A 13,708-nucleotide genomic window follows, 5' to 3' on the forward strand; every position below is an offset into this window, starting at 1 on the left:
CGGCGCGCCCGATTCGCACTGACTCTACGATTCCTCCACTCGTCGGCACCACTGCCTATGCGAGTAGACCGCGACTACTTGTTCAGGTAGTCGTCCGCGGAATACACGTTTTTGACGGAGCCGCTTCATGTCACGGCATCAATCCCTCGTTATCCTGGCAGACATGACCGATCAGCATACTCGTACGGCAGCTCCCCTCGTCCGCGGGCAGGGCCCTGGCCTGCTGCTCGCGCACGGGGCCGGCAGCGACATCCAGGACAGTTACGGGCCCGTTCTCGACGCCCTCGCGAAGAGCCGCACCCTGGTGGGACCCGATTATCCCGGCTCGGGAACGACCCCGTCCGGAGCCGGCCCGCTCACGTTGGACGGCCTCGCCGACCACATTGTGGAAAGCTCGGTGCAAGCAGGGGTTCATTCATTCGCGATATCCGGTTTCTCGATGGGCACCACCGTTGCCGTGCGGGCCGCGATTCGCCACCCCGAGCGCGTGACCGCCCTCGTTCTCTCCGCCGGATTCGCCCGGCCGAGTCCGCGGCTGAGGCTGGCAATCGACACCTGGCGCGCCCTGGTGGAGAGCGGCGGGGACAACCGGACACTTGCCGCCTATCTTTCGCTGGTCGTGGGAAGTGTGGACTGGCTGGAGGACCGGTCGCAGGAGGAGCTCGAAGAGCAGGTGCGGCTTTTCTCACAGGGTCTCCCTCCGGGCACGGCACAGCAGTTGGAGCTGCTGAACACGATCGACGTCCGGGCCGATCTGCCGCGCATTCGCGTCCCGGTCCTCGTGGTGTCACCGCGCGGCGACCTCCTCACAACCCCTGTTCACTCTCGCGAACTCGCGGCGGGCATCCCCGGCGCGCGCCTGGTGTCGGTCGACTCCGGTCACGCCATCGCCGCGGAACGCCCCGGCCCCTGGGCCGCGTTGATCACCGAGTTCCTCGACGCGGTCGGGCACTGACCCGGGCGCGGGCGGCGGCCCGTGCGAGAGCCGCCGCCCGCCCGGCCGGCGCACCGGCCACCGCACCGCCCGGCCCTCAGAGCCGACCGGTCTCCGGCGCGCGGCCCAGCGCGACCGCCACGAACGCCGCCGCCGCGAGACCGCAGCCGAGCCACATCACCGCCGTGGTCCCGATGCCGTCCGCCGCCAGGCCGCCGGCCAGTGCACCGGCCGCGATGGCACCGTTGAACACCCCTACGAACAGCGAGGACGCGGCTTCCCTGGCCTCGGGGGAGGAAGCGAGGAGCCAGGTCTGCGTGGCCACGGACACGCCGCCGTAGGACAGGCCCCAGGTGACCAGCAGCACCCCCGCGACCAGCACGGAGCCGCCGATCAGCGGGACCAGCGCGGCGGTGACCGCGAGTACCGCGGTGATGACGAGCAGCGTGCGCCGCGGGGACCGCCCGGCGCCCGCGCCGGAGATGAAGTTGCCCACCACGCCCGCGATGCCGTAGACCAGCAGCAGCGTGCCGATCACCCCGGCCTCCGCGTCCGACACCTCTTCGAGCACGGGCCGCACGTAGGTGTAGGCGGCGAAGTGGCCGGTGACCAGCAGGGCGACGACCAGCAGGCCGGAGGCGACCTGCGGGTTGCGGACCAGCCCCATCACACCGCCGAGCCGTGTCCGTTCCTCGCCCGGCAGGGGCGGCAGCAGCATGGCGAGTGCCACGAGCACGGCCAGGGCCAGGCCGCCGATGACCACGAACGCCATGCGCCAGTCGGCGAGTTCACCGATGTAGGTGCCCGCAGGCACGCCGAGCACGGAGGCCACCGCGATGCCGCTGAAGATGAGGGACGTCGCCGGCCCCGTGGACCCGGCGGGGACCAGGCGCGGGGCGAGCCCCGCGGCGATGGCCCAGACGGCGCCCATGCCGAGGCCGACCAGCACGCGGGCCACCATCATCACGCCGAAGTTCGGCGCCCACGCGGCCATCAGGTTGCCGACCGTGAGGACCGCCATCAGCACGCACAGCAGCATCCGCCGGTCGGCGCGCCCGAACGCGGGAGTCAGCAGCGGCGCGGAGACGGCGGCCACCAGACCGGTGACCGTCAGGGTGAGCCCGGCCGTGCCCTCCGAGACGTTCAGCGAGTCGCCGATCGGCGTCAGCAGGCCCACGGGCAGCATCTCGGACGTGACGACGGTGAACGTCGCGCCCGCGACCGCGGCCACGGCGGCCCAGCCCCGCGCGTCCGCCCGTTCCGGCGCGGGCGCGGGCGCGGAGCCCGCGGTCTTCTCAGTCTGAGTCATGTATTCAGGGAACCGGCCGGAGGGCTGCGGGAACAACGGCCAATCCCTCATCCTTCTATGAGCCGGGCTACTCAATCCGCCGGGCCGCCCCGCCCGGGGCCGGGTCCGCATGCCGCAGAGAGGAAGTCCGATGAGCGGAATCGAGATTCGTGAGCTTGAGGCGTTCCTCGTGCTCGCCCGCGAGCTGCACTTCGGCCGAGCCGGGGAGCGGCTTTACGTGTCGCAGAGCCGGGTCAGCCAGCTGCTGCGCTCGCTGGAGAGCCGCATCGGCGCCTCCCTCGTCGAGCGCACCAGCCGCCGGGTCGGCCTCACGCCGCTCGGCGAACGTTTCCTCGCCGAACTCCGGCCCGCCTACGACGCGCTGCGCGACTCGGTCGACAATGCCCGCGCGGCGGCCCGCGGCACGGGCGGGGTGCTGCGCATCGGCTTCCAGGGCACGGTGGACGACTACCTCGCGGGCGCGCTCACCCTGTTCCAGGAACGGTGCCCGGGCAGCACCATCGAACTCGTGGAGATCCCGCTGTCCGACCCGTTCGGGCCCTTGCAGCGCCAGGAGCTCGACGCGGCGGTCGTGCTGCTGCCGGTGGAGGAGGAGGACATCGTGCTCGGGCCCGTGTTCTCCCGCCAGCCGCAGACCCTGGCCGTCTCGGCGCGGCACCCGTTCGCCGCGCGGGAGTCCGTGACGGCGGAGGAGCTGGCCGAGGGGCCGCTCATCGGCGTCAACGGCTCCGCGCCCGCGTACTGGCGCCGCGCCCAGGCGCCGAGCCGGACGCCCGGCGGGCGGCGGGTGCCGCCGGGCCCCGCGGTCAACACCCTTCAGGAGGGCCTGAGTCTGACCGCGGCCGACCGCGGCACGATGCTGCTGTGCCGCTCGACGGCGGACTACCACGCCGGCCGCCGCTCAGTCGCGTTCGTACCGGTCACCGGGCTGCCCGACTCCGAGCTCGGCCTCGTCTGGCACCGCGACCACACCCCGCCGCTGGTGACCGCGTTCGCGTCGGCCGTCAGCGAAACCCTGCTCTGACGGGCTCCGACCCGCACGGCGGGGTGGGCCTCAGAGCTTCATGGCCACCCCGCCGTACTGGTGCACCTCCTCGGGCAGGCCGAACGCGAGCGCGTCCGGCCGCCACCTGGAGCAGGAGACGACGCCGGGCTCCAGCAGGTCGAGGCCGTCGAAGAACTCCCGTATGTGCGCCGGGCTGCGCAGGATGTAGGGGACGGCGGCGGCCTCGTTGTAGCTCCGGATCGCCGCCATATACCTCTCGCTGGTGTCCGTGCTGTCGTACTGCACCAGGTAGCTGCCCGGCGGCAGCGCCTCCAGCAGGCTGCGCACGATCGACTTCGCCCGGCCGAAGTCCTCCACGTGTCCGAGAACGCCCATCAGCATCAGCGCCACCGGGCGGTCGAAGTCCAGCGTTCCCGACGCGGCCCGCACGATCGCCGCCGGCTCGAAGAGGTCGGCGTCGATGTAGTCCGCCACGCCCTCGGGCGCGCTGGTCAGCAGGGCGCGCGCGTGGGCCAGCACCAGCGGGTCGTTGTCCACGTAGACGATCCGGGAGTCGGGGGCGACCCGCTGCGCGATCTCGTGCGTGTTGTCGACGTTGGGCAGCCCGGTGCCGATGTCGAGGAACTGCCGGACACCGGCCTCGCCCGCCAGGTGCCGCACGGCCCGCGCCAGGAAGTACCGGGCGGCGCGTGCCCCGTCGACGATGCCGGGGAAGGTCGCCCGGAACCGGTCCCCGGCGACGCGGTCCACCTCGTAATTGTCCTTGCCGCCCAGCCAGTAGTTCCAGATGCGGGCCGACTGCGGCACGGCGGTGTCGATGGGGACCTGCGGCTTCTCTGGCATTGCTCCTCCTGGGACTGGGACTGGGACGAAGATCCGGCCGCCCGTCATTCTTGCCGGTCGGAGGCGGTCAACTCCCCTGTTCCGGACGGACGTTCTCCTTGATCCAGTCGGTGACGGACGCATGCGCCGGCTGCCAGTCCAGATCGGCGCGCGGCGCGGCGCCCCGCACCCGGCTGTTGGAGCCGAGCGCGTACACGGCCGGTTCGTAGCCCCACTCCTCGATCGCGGCGTCCACGCCGATCGGCTCGGGCGCGGGCAGCCCCAGCGCCTCGGCGATGGCAACGGTGATCGCGCGGAAGTCGGACTCGCCGTTCTCGACGAAGTGGAACGAGCCGGGCGCGGCGTCCGCGAGCGCGCGGAGGTAGAGGTCGGTGACGTCGTCGAGGTGCACGTGCGACCAGATGTTCTCGCCGCGGCCGATGTGCCGGGCGACGCCGGTTCTGCGGGCGGTGGCGACCAGACGCGGGATCTGCACGCTGTCGGCACGCAGCGCGCGGCCGGTGCCGTAGATCAGGCTGTTGCACAGCACCACGGAGCGCACGCCGTCGCGCGCCGCGGCCAGCACGCCCCGGTCGATGGCCACGCGCGGCGCCTTGTCCTGGGCGGGGCGCCACGGGCCGCCCTCCGCGAGGTCGGCCTCCGTGTAGACCTCGTCGCGCCGTTCGCCGCCCGCGGCCTCGCCGACGATGCTGGAGCCGCTGGTGTGCAGGAGCGCCTTGCCCGAGCCGGCCAGTGCCTCGGCGAGCACCGAGGCGGCGCCCGCGTGGTCACTGTCCGCGGCGTTGACCACGGCGTCCGCGGCCCGCGCCTCGCGGGCCAGGACCGCCGCGTCGTCGAGGGAACCGGCCACGGGATCGATGCCGAGCCGCGTCAGCCCCGCGCCCGAGGACGCGGAACGGGTGAGGCCGCGCACTTGGTGCCCGGCCTCGACGAGGCGGACGGCGAGCGAGCCGCCGATGTAACCGGTCGCACCGGTCAGGAAGATGCGCATGGAAGCAGGCCCCTGTCTGTCAGTCGGATACGGTCGAAGCGTTCAGGGAACAAGAAACATTCCGACCGTAAACGATCACAGCGGCATCCGCTTTCAGCCCCGGTCGGCCAGCGCCCGGCGGGGCGCGCGCCGTGCGCCGCGGGGCACGGGCGCGGGCGCGGGCACGACGCGCACCAGCGCGTTGATGACCCGGTCCGCCGTATCGCCGCCGCGGTCGTCCGTCAGGTTGACCAGGAGCCTGATCATCCAGCGCATCGCCGCGGGCGACGTGATGAGCCGGCGGCTGACGAGCGAGGTGATCGCCGGTCTGGCCAGCAGCGTCGCCCACGCGTTGCCCAGCCGGTAGTAACGGCCGTTGCGCCGCAGCACCTCGTGCGGGTAGCGCAGCATGGCCCGCTCCCGCCACGGCCCCGCCGGGCGCGCCAGCGCGTCGGTGACGATCTCGGCGGCCAGCTCCCCCGACTCCAGCGCGTACGGGATGCCCTCGCCGTTCCACGGGCTGACCATGCCGCCCGAGTCGCCCGCGAGCAGCAGCCCGCGCGTGTAGTGCGGCAGCCGGTTGAACCCCATGGGCAGCGCCGCGCCGCGCAGCGGCCCGTCGATGCCCGCCGGGTCGCGCAGCTCCCACTCGGGCGGGGTGCGGGCCAGCCAGTCGTCCAGCACCTGCCGGATCTCGGACGAGCCGGAGCGGCGGTCGTTGACCAGGCCGAGCCCCACGTTCACCCGGCCGTCGCCCATCGGGAAGATCCAGCCGTACCCCGGCAGCGGCGGACCGCCCGTCCGCATCCGCAGATCCCCCCAGATGTCGAGGTACGGGTCCGCGTGCCGCACCGACGTGCGGTGGTAGCGGCGAACGGCGGTGGCCATCGGGCGGTGCGGCAGGCGGCCGACGCCGAGGGCCACCGGGAGCCGCGCCGACACCCCGTCCGCGGCGATCACCACCGGTGCGGAGCAGACCACGGGGCGCTGCCCCGCCCCCATCACCGCCCGCACCCCGCACACCCGCCCGGCGCGGTTGAGGACCGGGCCCGTGACGCGGGTCGAGGAGAACAGCCTGGCCCCGGCGGCCACCGCCCGCCGGGCGAGCAGATCGTCGAAGTCGTGCCGGGAACGCGTCAGCCCGTACCCGGGGAAGCGCCCGCTCTCCGGCCAGTCCACCTCGAAGGACACGTCGCCCGAGACGAATCGCACCCCGCGGTTCGTGTGCCAGCCGGCCTCCCTGGTGTCGATGCCCATGCGGACCAGATGGTGCACCGCCCGCGGCGTCAGGCCGTCGCCGCAGACCTTGTCGCGCGGGAACTCCGCCTTCTCCAGCAGCAGTACCTCGTGCCCGTGCCGGGCGAGATGGTAAGCCGCCGACGCCCCGGCGGGCCCCGCGCCCACCACGATGACGTCGGCGGCCTCGGAGGGGAGCGAGCTAGTCGTCATGGCAGCGGTGTCCTCCCGGAAAGCGGGCCGCCGAGGCAGGAACCGGCCCACCGCGGGCCCGCGACGGGGCGGCGGGCAGGGGCCAGGAACTGAATACCCGCCACCGGCCCGGCCAACCCGGCCTCCAGAACGCCGGACCGTTCGACCGACCACAGGACCCGGCCCCCGGCCGGCCCCCGGCCACCCTCGCGTCAGTCCCGCTGGCCGTACCCGGTCGGCGCCGGAGTGCTCAGCGCGAGGAGGGCGATGTCGTCGAGCCCCTCGCCCGCGTGCGCCTCGACCACCGCGCGGCACAACTCGTCGAGCGACTCCCCCGCGTGCTCGGACACGGTGCGCGCCAGCGCGTCGAGGCCGCGGTCCAGGGACTGCGAAGGCCGTTCGACCAGACCGTCCGTGTACAGCAGGACCGTCGCGCCCCAGGGCAGCGCCTGCACGTGCTCCGGGCGGTCCACGCCCGGGTCGACGCCGAGCGGCACCCCCGGCTCCGCGTCGAGGTAACGGGCCTGCCCGTCCGGCCGCAGCAGCAGCGGCGGCAGGTGGCCCGCGTTGCTCCAGCGCAGCCGCCACGCATTCTCCGCGGGCTCGATGCGGGCCAGGCAGGCGGTGGTCATCAGCTCCTCGCCCACGGTCCTCATGATGGTGTCCAACTGTGAGAGAACGGCGCCGGGCGAGGCGGGCAAGGTGAGGCACAGCGCCCGCAGTTTGCTGCGGGTCCTGGACATGGCCGCGGCGGCCCTCAGATCGTGCCCCTGGACGTCGCCGATGACCGCGACGCACGCCCCGTCGGGCAGCAGCAGCGCGTCGTACCAGTCGCCGCCGAGCTGATCCGGCTCGCTCGCGGGCCGGTAGACCGTCGCCGCCCGGAACGGGTGCAGGTCCAGCAGCTTGGGCAGCAGCAGGCGCTGGAACGTCTCCGCGCTGGCCCGCACCCGCTGGTACAGGCGGGCGTGCTCGATGGCGACGCCCGCCGTCCCGGCGAGGGCCCGGATCACGCCCTCGTCGTGCTCGTCGAAGGGGGCGCCGTCCCGCCGGTCGGTGAGGTACAAGTTGCCGTAGACCTGGCCGCGCACGCTGATGGCGACGCCGAGCAGCCTGCGCATCGGCGGATGCCCGCGCGGGAAGCCCGCGGACTCCTGATGCGAGGAGATGTCGGAGACCCGCAGCGGCTCCGGATGATGGATGAGGTGCCCCAGCAGCCCGCGCCCGCGCGGCAGCTCCACGCCGGACAGCGCGTTCAGCTCCTCGGTGCCGAGACCGAGCGGGATGAACTCGGCCAGCTCCTCGCCCCGTTCGTCCAGCACGCCCATGGCGCCGTAGCGGGCGCCGACCAGCTCCATCGCGGTGCTGACGATGCGCCGCAGCACCGCGGGCAGCTCCAGCTCGCTGCTGATGCCGAGGACGGCCTGGAGCAGGCCCTGGAGGCTGCCCTGCGCGCGGGCGAGGGCGTGCAGCTGCTCGCCGATGCGGTCCAGGTCGGAGCTGAGCGGCAGGTTGAGCAGCGAACTGAAGGGCGCCGCGTCCGGCTGCTCGTCCCCGGCCATCGCCATTCACCTTTTCCGTGCGCCCCGATACCTGGTATCCGGGTATACGGCCGCACGCCGGGTGGGAAGCCGACCGGCCCGGCACCGGTCGGCCGTACCCGGTCGGCGGACAGCACCACCGACTCCCGCGAACGACCGCACCGGGCGGGCCGGCGCCGAGGAGAACCGGCGGGCCGGTCCGTCACCGTCAGGTCGCGTCCCGACGGGCGCACAGCCACGCGAGCGCCGCCTCGCCCGCGTGCAGGACCGAGATGTGCCCGTCCTCCGGGTACTCCCACAGCTCCGCCCCCGGGCAGTGGCCCGCGAGCCACCGGCTGTGCGCCGCCGGCACCATCCGGTCCCGCTCCCCGTGCAGCAGCAGCACGGGAACGCGCACCCCGGCCGGGTCGAAGCCCCACGGCGCGACGTAGGCGAGGTCGTCGTCGATCAGCGGCCCGGGACCGCTCTCGACGGCCGGTCCTACGACCTCGCCGAACCAGCCCCACGCACCGGCAAGCGCGGCCAGATCCGCCTCGGTGAACTCCGGCCCTTCATCCCCGCCCGCCGCCGCCGTATACGCCTCCTTCGCCGCCCGCCCCCGCGCGGCGGCCCGCAGGGACGCCGCCGCCGACTCCCCCATGCCGTCGAACCAGCCGAGGCCCGCCGCCCCGAACGGCGCGAGCCCGGCACCGGCGACCACCCCCGTCACCCGCTCCGGCAGCAGCGCCCCGCACGCCAGCGCGTGCGGGGCGCCGCCCGAGTGGCCCATGACCCCGAACCGCCCGAGACCCAGCGCGTCGGCCACCGCGGCCACGTCCCCCGCGGCAGAGGCCACGTCCCGCCCCGGCCGCGGCGAAGAACCGCCGTACCCGGGCCTGTCGTAGGAGACCCACCGCACCCCGAGCCGCTCCGCGGCCGGGAACAGCGGCGCGGGCGGCGCCCCCACGTTCGGCGTGCCGTGCAGCCAGAACACGGGGAACGGGCCACCCCCCGCGTCATACGTCCGCAGCACCCGGCCGCCGTCGAGCTCCAGCTCCCGCACATCCATGCTTCACAAGCTACGCCCCGGGTCCGACAACGGACCGGGCACGCGGACGCGCCCCGCGCCCGCGGCTCATGACCGGGTGAGGAGCACCTCGATCTCGGCCAGTTCCTCCGGGGTGAAGTCCAGGTTCCCGACCGCGCCGACGCTGTCCTCCAGCTGCCGCACGCTGCTCGCGCCGACCAGCGCGGAGGTGACCCGTTCGCCGCGCAGCACCCAGGCGATGGCCAGCTGCGCGAGGGTCTGCCCGCGCCGCTGCGCGACGGCGTTCAGCGCGCGGGCGAGGCCCACGGTCTCCTCCACGCCCTTCGCGTCGAGGAACGGACTGCCGCCCGCCGCGCGCGAACCCTCGGGGATGCCCTGCAGGTAGCGGTCGGTGAGGCGGCCCTGGGCCAGCGGCGAGAACGCGATGGAACCCGCGCCCGCCTCGTCGAGCGCGTCGAGGAGCCCGTCCTCGACCCAGCGGTTGACCATCGAGTACGAGGGCTGGTGGATCAGCAGCGGCGTGCCGAGCCCGGCCAGGATGCGCGCGGCCTCGCGGGTCTGCTCGGGCGAGTAGTTGGAGATGCCGGCGTACAGCGCCTTGCCCCGGCGCACGGCCGCGTCCAGCGCGCCCATCGTCTCTTCGAGCGGCGTGTCCGGGTCGGGGCGGTGGGAGTAGAAGATGTCGACGTGATCGAGGCCGAGCCGCGTGAGGCTCCGGTCCAGGCTGGACAGCATGTACTTGCGCGAACCCCACTCACCGTAGGGGCCGTTCCACATGTGGTAGCCGGCCTTGGTCGAGACGACGATCTCGTCCCGGTGGGACCGGAAGTCGCGCGCGAAGATGCGGCCGAAGTTCGTCTCGGCGGCCCCGGGCGGCGGACCGTAGTTGTTGGCCAGGTCGAAGTGCGTCACGCCGAGGTCGAAGGCGCGGCGGAGGATGGCCTGCTGGGTCTCCAGCGGGTGGCCGTCCCCGAAGTTGTGCCACAGGCCGAGCGAAACGGCCGGCAGTTTCAGACCGGACCGGCCGCTGCGCCGGTAGGGCATGGCGCCGTCGTAGCGGGTGCCGGAGGCGACGTATGTCACGGGTCTCCCTCGTCCTCAAATCCTTACCACCGGGCCACGGCCGCGCTGCCCCGGCGCCGGTGGGCGTTCGCCCAGTAGATCACCCCTGCCCGCGGCCCCGCCCCTGGGAAAAGGGGCGGGGCCGCGTTCCGGGCGGCGCCTCAGGACAGGGGCGCCTCGATCGTCACGAACGAGTGCGGCGGCAGCACGGCGCGCAGCCCGCCCGGCACGCGCTCCACGCCGTCGAACGCGCGCGGCGCGACGGTGTCCGGTGCGTCCCCGGTGTTGAACGCCTGGGGTCGCTCCGCGGTCAGGATGCGCGCGGCGGGCTCGCCCGCGGTCCGGCCGCGCAGGTCGAGCGTCAGCGCGACGGAGTCCTCGGCGTCGAGGTTCGTCAGCGAGATCAGCACCCGGCCGTCGCGGACGCTGGCGGAGGCCGACAGCGTCTCCAACTCGCCGTCCCCGACGGTGCGTTTCGCGTCCGGGGCGCGCAGGTGCACGGCGAGCGAAGTGGCGTCCTGGTGCCCCTTGTTCATCTCGAAGACGTGGTAGGTCGGGGTGAGGATCAGCCGTTCGCGGTCGTCGGTGAGGACCATGGCCTGGAGCACGTTGACGGTCTGCGCGATGTTCGCCATGAACAGCCGCTCGGCGTGCCGGTGGAAGATGTCGAAGTGCAGCCCGGCCACCATCGCGTCGCGCAAGGTGTTCTGCTGGTGCAGGAAGCCCGGGTTGGTGCCGGGCTCCACGTCCCACCAGGTGCCCCACTCGTCCAGCACGAGGCCGACCTTCCGGCCCGGGTCGTAGCAGTCCATCACCGCGGAGTGGCCGCTGATGAGGCGGTCCACGCGCTGCGCGCGGACCAGCGTGCGGTAGTACTCGTCCGCCGTGAACTCCGTTGCGCTGCCCTTCGCCTCCCACGTTCCGGCGATCGTGTAGTAGTGGAAGGACACCCCCTGGAAGAAGTTGCGCGGCGTGGCCTCGCAGCCGAAGCAGCTGATCTGCTTCATCAGCGTCTCGGTCCAGGCGTAGTCGTCGTCGGAGGCGCCCGCGGCGATGCGGTAGAGGGTGTTGTCGCCGTGGTCGCGGCAGTAGGTGGCGTACTGCCGCGCGAGGTCGGCGTAGTGCTCGGCGCGCATGTTGCCGCCGCAGCCCCACGTCTCGTTGCCGAGCCCCCAGAACGGGACGCGCCACGGCTCGTCCCGGCCGTTGCCGCGGCGCAGCCGCGCCATGGGGCTGTCGCCGGGGCGGGTGAGGTACTCGACCCAGTCGCTCATCTCCTTGACCGTGCCGCTGCCGACGTTCCCGCTGATGTAGGGGTCGGCGCCGAGCAGTTCGCACAGGGCCATGAACTCGTGGGTGCCGAAGTGGTTGTTCTCCTCGACGTCGCCCCAGTGCGTGTTGACCATGCGGGGCCGCTCCGCGCGCGGGCCGATGCCGTCCTGCCAGTGGTACTCGTCGGCGAAACAGCCGCCGGGCCAGCGCAGGTTGGGAACGTTGAGCTTGCGCAGCGCCTCGACGACGTCCAGGCGGATGCCGCCCTCGTTCGGGATGTCGGAGTCCTCACCGACCCAGAAGCCGCCGTAGATGCACCGTCCGAGGTGTTCGGCGAAGTGCCCGTAGAGGTGCCGGCTGATGACCGGGCCTTCGAGATCGAGGTTGATGACGGCGGTACCGAGCTTTTCCGGCATGCGGGAGATCTCCTTCGGTGGGCGGGACGGTCTTATATCGATACAACACAGCGGTGCACGACCGTCGCACGCACCGCCGCGGCCGTCAAGGGCCGGGCGACGGGCCGCCCGGCCGCCCGGGAACGCGATTCGGCGGGCCGCGCCGCCGTGATACGCTGCTTCAGCGACAACGGCCCGGGTCAGGGCGTCGCGACAAGCCGGGTCCTGTGGAGCAGTTTGGAGTGCTCGCCACCCTGTCAAGGTGGAGGCCGCGGGTTCAAATCCCGTCAGGACCGCTCCGGCTGGGTAGCTCAGTTGGTACGAGCGTCCGCCTGAAAAGCGGAAGGTCGCCGGTTCGATCCCGGCCCCAGCCACCTTCCTTGACCGGCGCAAACCCCCTCCCGGATCTTCCCGGCAGGGGGTTTTTCAGCGATGTGACATCAACGGCTGACATCAACGCCCCCGGCCAGCTCTCCGCTGAGTCTGTCCAGCGCCCGGCGCTTCTCCCCCAGTGACGCGTGCGCGTACCCCTGCATCATCACGCCGTGGTCGCTGTGGCCCGCGGCCTGCTGCACGATGCGCAGCGGCGCCCCGGGGCGAGCAGCAGCGTGACGCACGTGTGGCGCAGATCATGGAAGCGGTGGGTGGGGCCTGACCTCGGGCGCACCGGCTCCCAGCTCCGGCGCAGGTGGTCCGGCTCGTACGGCGTCCCGACCCGGGACGGGAAGACGAGCCCGTTCTCCTTCCAGCCGACCCCCGCGGCGGTCCGCTCCTGCGCCTGGCGCTCCCTGTGCTCCATGGACACGTCGACCACGAGCGGCGGGAGCGGAAGCGTCCGCACGGCCGCCATGGTCTTCGCCTGCATGAGCCACCGCTCCCCCGCACACTGAAGGCTGGTCGCCACCGCGAGCGTCCGGCGCTCCGGATCGACGGCCGCCCAGGACAGCCCCAGCAGCTCACCGCGCCGCATGCCCATCGTCAGCGCGAGAACGCACAGCGCGTAGAAACGGTGGTCCCGCAACTCTCTGAGCACGGACTTCGCCACAGACGCCGAAAGCCCCCGGCCGGTGGCGTAGCCGTGCGTCGGCGTGCGGACGAGCCGTGCGACGTTCCGCAGCACCAACTCCCCCGCATGGCACGCCGGAACGCCTTGCGCAGCACCGGGGCCCGGCGCGCCGCTTGCCCCACTCCCCGATGCAGCACTGGCACTCGTTGCGCGGCCGGTTCAGCATGCCCGGACCTCCTGCGTGGGGCGCAGGAGCGCCGACCGATGGCGGCGGCATCCGGCGGGGCGTTCAGGGGGTGGGGGCTGACGGGGCCGGGGAGCCCGCCCCGGGCGCGCGCAGACCGCGAACGAGAAGCTCGACCAAGTGGCGGGGGTTGTACCGGGCGTCCGTCTCGTGCCCGACGCAGAGATTCCCAATGCCGCGCATCAGTTCGTAGGCATCCACCCCGGGCGTGATCTGGCCGGAGCGTTCGGCGGCGACCAGCAGCTTTGCGCACACGGGGACGAGCCGGTCGAGGAAGTAGGCGTGAAGTCGCCGGAATCCGGCGTCGTCCGAGCCCAGCGCGTCGGCGAGGCCGTGCTTGGTGATGACGAAGTCGACGAACCGGTCCGCCCACACGAGGAGCGCGTCGAACGGCGAGGCCGTCTCGGCGAGCAGGTGCAGGCCGGCATCCGCGCAGGCTTCCACCTGGTGCCCGTACACCGCGACGACCAGCTCGGTGCGCGTCGGGAAGTGCCGGTAGATGGTCCCCAGCCCGACGCCCGCCTCCGCCGCGATCGCGCGGATCGGCGCGTCGACACCTGTCGTCGCGAAGACGGTGGCCGCGGCGTCGAGAAGCCTCTGCTCGTTCCGGCGAGCGTCGATGCGCCGAGCGCGACGCGGGGGCGCCGCCGGGTCTTGTTCTGTCATCGGAA

At 73.0% G+C, this 13,708-nt stretch carries 12 protein-coding genes and 2 tRNA genes; 4 read left to right on the forward strand and 10 right to left on the reverse strand.

What is annotated here, in order from left to right:
- Positions 1-127: 127 nt before the first annotated feature.
- On the forward strand, positions 128-955 hold the full coding sequence (locus tag STBA_RS15885; RefSeq protein ID WP_253194760.1) for an alpha/beta hydrolase: 828 nt from the start codon (positions 128-130) through the stop codon (positions 953-955).
- A gap of 76 nt (positions 956-1,031) precedes the next feature.
- On the opposite strand, the gene STBA_RS15890 is transcribed toward STBA_RS15885, so the two are convergent.
- Positions 1,032-2,243, reverse strand: a complete 1,212-nt coding sequence (locus tag STBA_RS15890; RefSeq protein ID WP_077059882.1) for an MFS transporter — start codon at positions 2,241-2,243, stop codon at positions 1,032-1,034.
- Between the two features lie 130 nt (positions 2,244-2,373).
- Between STBA_RS15890 and STBA_RS15895 the strand changes: the two genes are divergently transcribed.
- Positions 2,374-3,267: a LysR family transcriptional regulator gene (locus STBA_RS15895; protein WP_077059883.1), complete on the forward strand. Its 894-nt coding sequence runs from the start codon at positions 2,374-2,376 to the stop codon at positions 3,265-3,267.
- Positions 3,268-3,297: 30 nt separating this feature from the next.
- On the opposite strand, the gene STBA_RS15900 is transcribed toward STBA_RS15895, so the two are convergent.
- From STBA_RS15900 to STBA_RS15930, 7 genes are all read right to left on the reverse strand, one after another.
- Complete coding sequence (locus STBA_RS15900) at positions 3,298-4,092, reverse strand: SAM-dependent methyltransferase (protein ID WP_077059884.1); 795 nt, start codon at positions 4,090-4,092, stop codon at positions 3,298-3,300.
- 67 nt (positions 4,093-4,159) lie between these two features.
- On the reverse strand, positions 4,160-5,083 hold the full coding sequence (locus STBA_RS15905; RefSeq protein ID WP_077059885.1) for an NAD-dependent epimerase/dehydratase family protein: 924 nt from the start codon (positions 5,081-5,083) through the stop codon (positions 4,160-4,162).
- Positions 5,084-5,176: 93 nt separating this feature from the next.
- Positions 5,177-6,511, reverse strand: a complete 1,335-nt coding sequence (locus STBA_RS15910) for a geranylgeranyl reductase family protein (protein WP_077059886.1) — start codon at positions 6,509-6,511, stop codon at positions 5,177-5,179.
- A 191-nt stretch (positions 6,512-6,702) separates the two neighbouring features.
- Positions 6,703-8,052 carry a GAF domain-containing SpoIIE family protein phosphatase gene (locus tag STBA_RS15915; RefSeq protein ID WP_107485233.1) on the reverse strand — a complete coding sequence of 450 codons (1,350 nt, stop codon included), beginning with the start codon at positions 8,050-8,052 and terminating at the stop codon, positions 6,703-6,705.
- A 187-nt stretch (positions 8,053-8,239) separates the two neighbouring features.
- Positions 8,240-9,079: an alpha/beta hydrolase gene (locus STBA_RS15920; RefSeq protein ID WP_077059888.1), complete on the reverse strand. Its 840-nt coding sequence runs from the start codon at positions 9,077-9,079 to the stop codon at positions 8,240-8,242.
- Positions 9,080-9,145: 66 nt separating this feature from the next.
- Positions 9,146-10,102, reverse strand: coding sequence for an aldo/keto reductase (locus STBA_RS15925; RefSeq protein WP_107485234.1), 957 nt, complete (start codon positions 10,100-10,102; stop codon positions 9,146-9,148).
- A gap of 179 nt (positions 10,103-10,281) precedes the next feature.
- Entirely contained in the window at positions 10,282-11,808 is a 1,527-nt protein-coding gene (locus tag STBA_RS15930; protein WP_077059890.1) for an alpha-L-arabinofuranosidase C-terminal domain-containing protein, read from the reverse strand.
- A gap of 200 nt (positions 11,809-12,008) precedes the next feature.
- Here STBA_RS15930 and STBA_RS15935 point away from each other — a divergent pair.
- Together STBA_RS15935 and STBA_RS15940 are read left to right on the forward strand one after the other, a co-directional pair.
- A tRNA-Asp gene (locus STBA_RS15935) sits at positions 12,009-12,083 on the forward strand.
- 4 nt (positions 12,084-12,087) lie between these two features.
- Positions 12,088-12,161: transfer RNA gene (locus STBA_RS15940), tRNA-Phe, on the forward strand.
- A 164-nt stretch (positions 12,162-12,325) separates the two neighbouring features.
- Here STBA_RS15940 and STBA_RS15945 read toward each other — a convergent pair.
- Entirely contained in the window at positions 12,326-12,907 is a 582-nt protein-coding gene (locus tag STBA_RS15945; RefSeq protein ID WP_077059891.1) for a tyrosine-type recombinase/integrase, read from the reverse strand.
- Between the two features lie 175 nt (positions 12,908-13,082).
- Complete coding sequence (locus STBA_RS15950; RefSeq protein ID WP_077059892.1) at positions 13,083-13,703, reverse strand: TetR/AcrR family transcriptional regulator; 621 nt, start codon at positions 13,701-13,703, stop codon at positions 13,083-13,085.
- Positions 13,704-13,708: the final 5 nt, after the last annotated feature.

The sequence above is a fragment of the Streptomyces sp. MP131-18 genome, from assembly GCF_001984575.1.
In the GTDB taxonomy this organism is placed as follows: Bacteria; Actinomycetota; Actinomycetes; order Streptomycetales; family Streptomycetaceae; genus Streptomyces; species Streptomyces johnsoniae.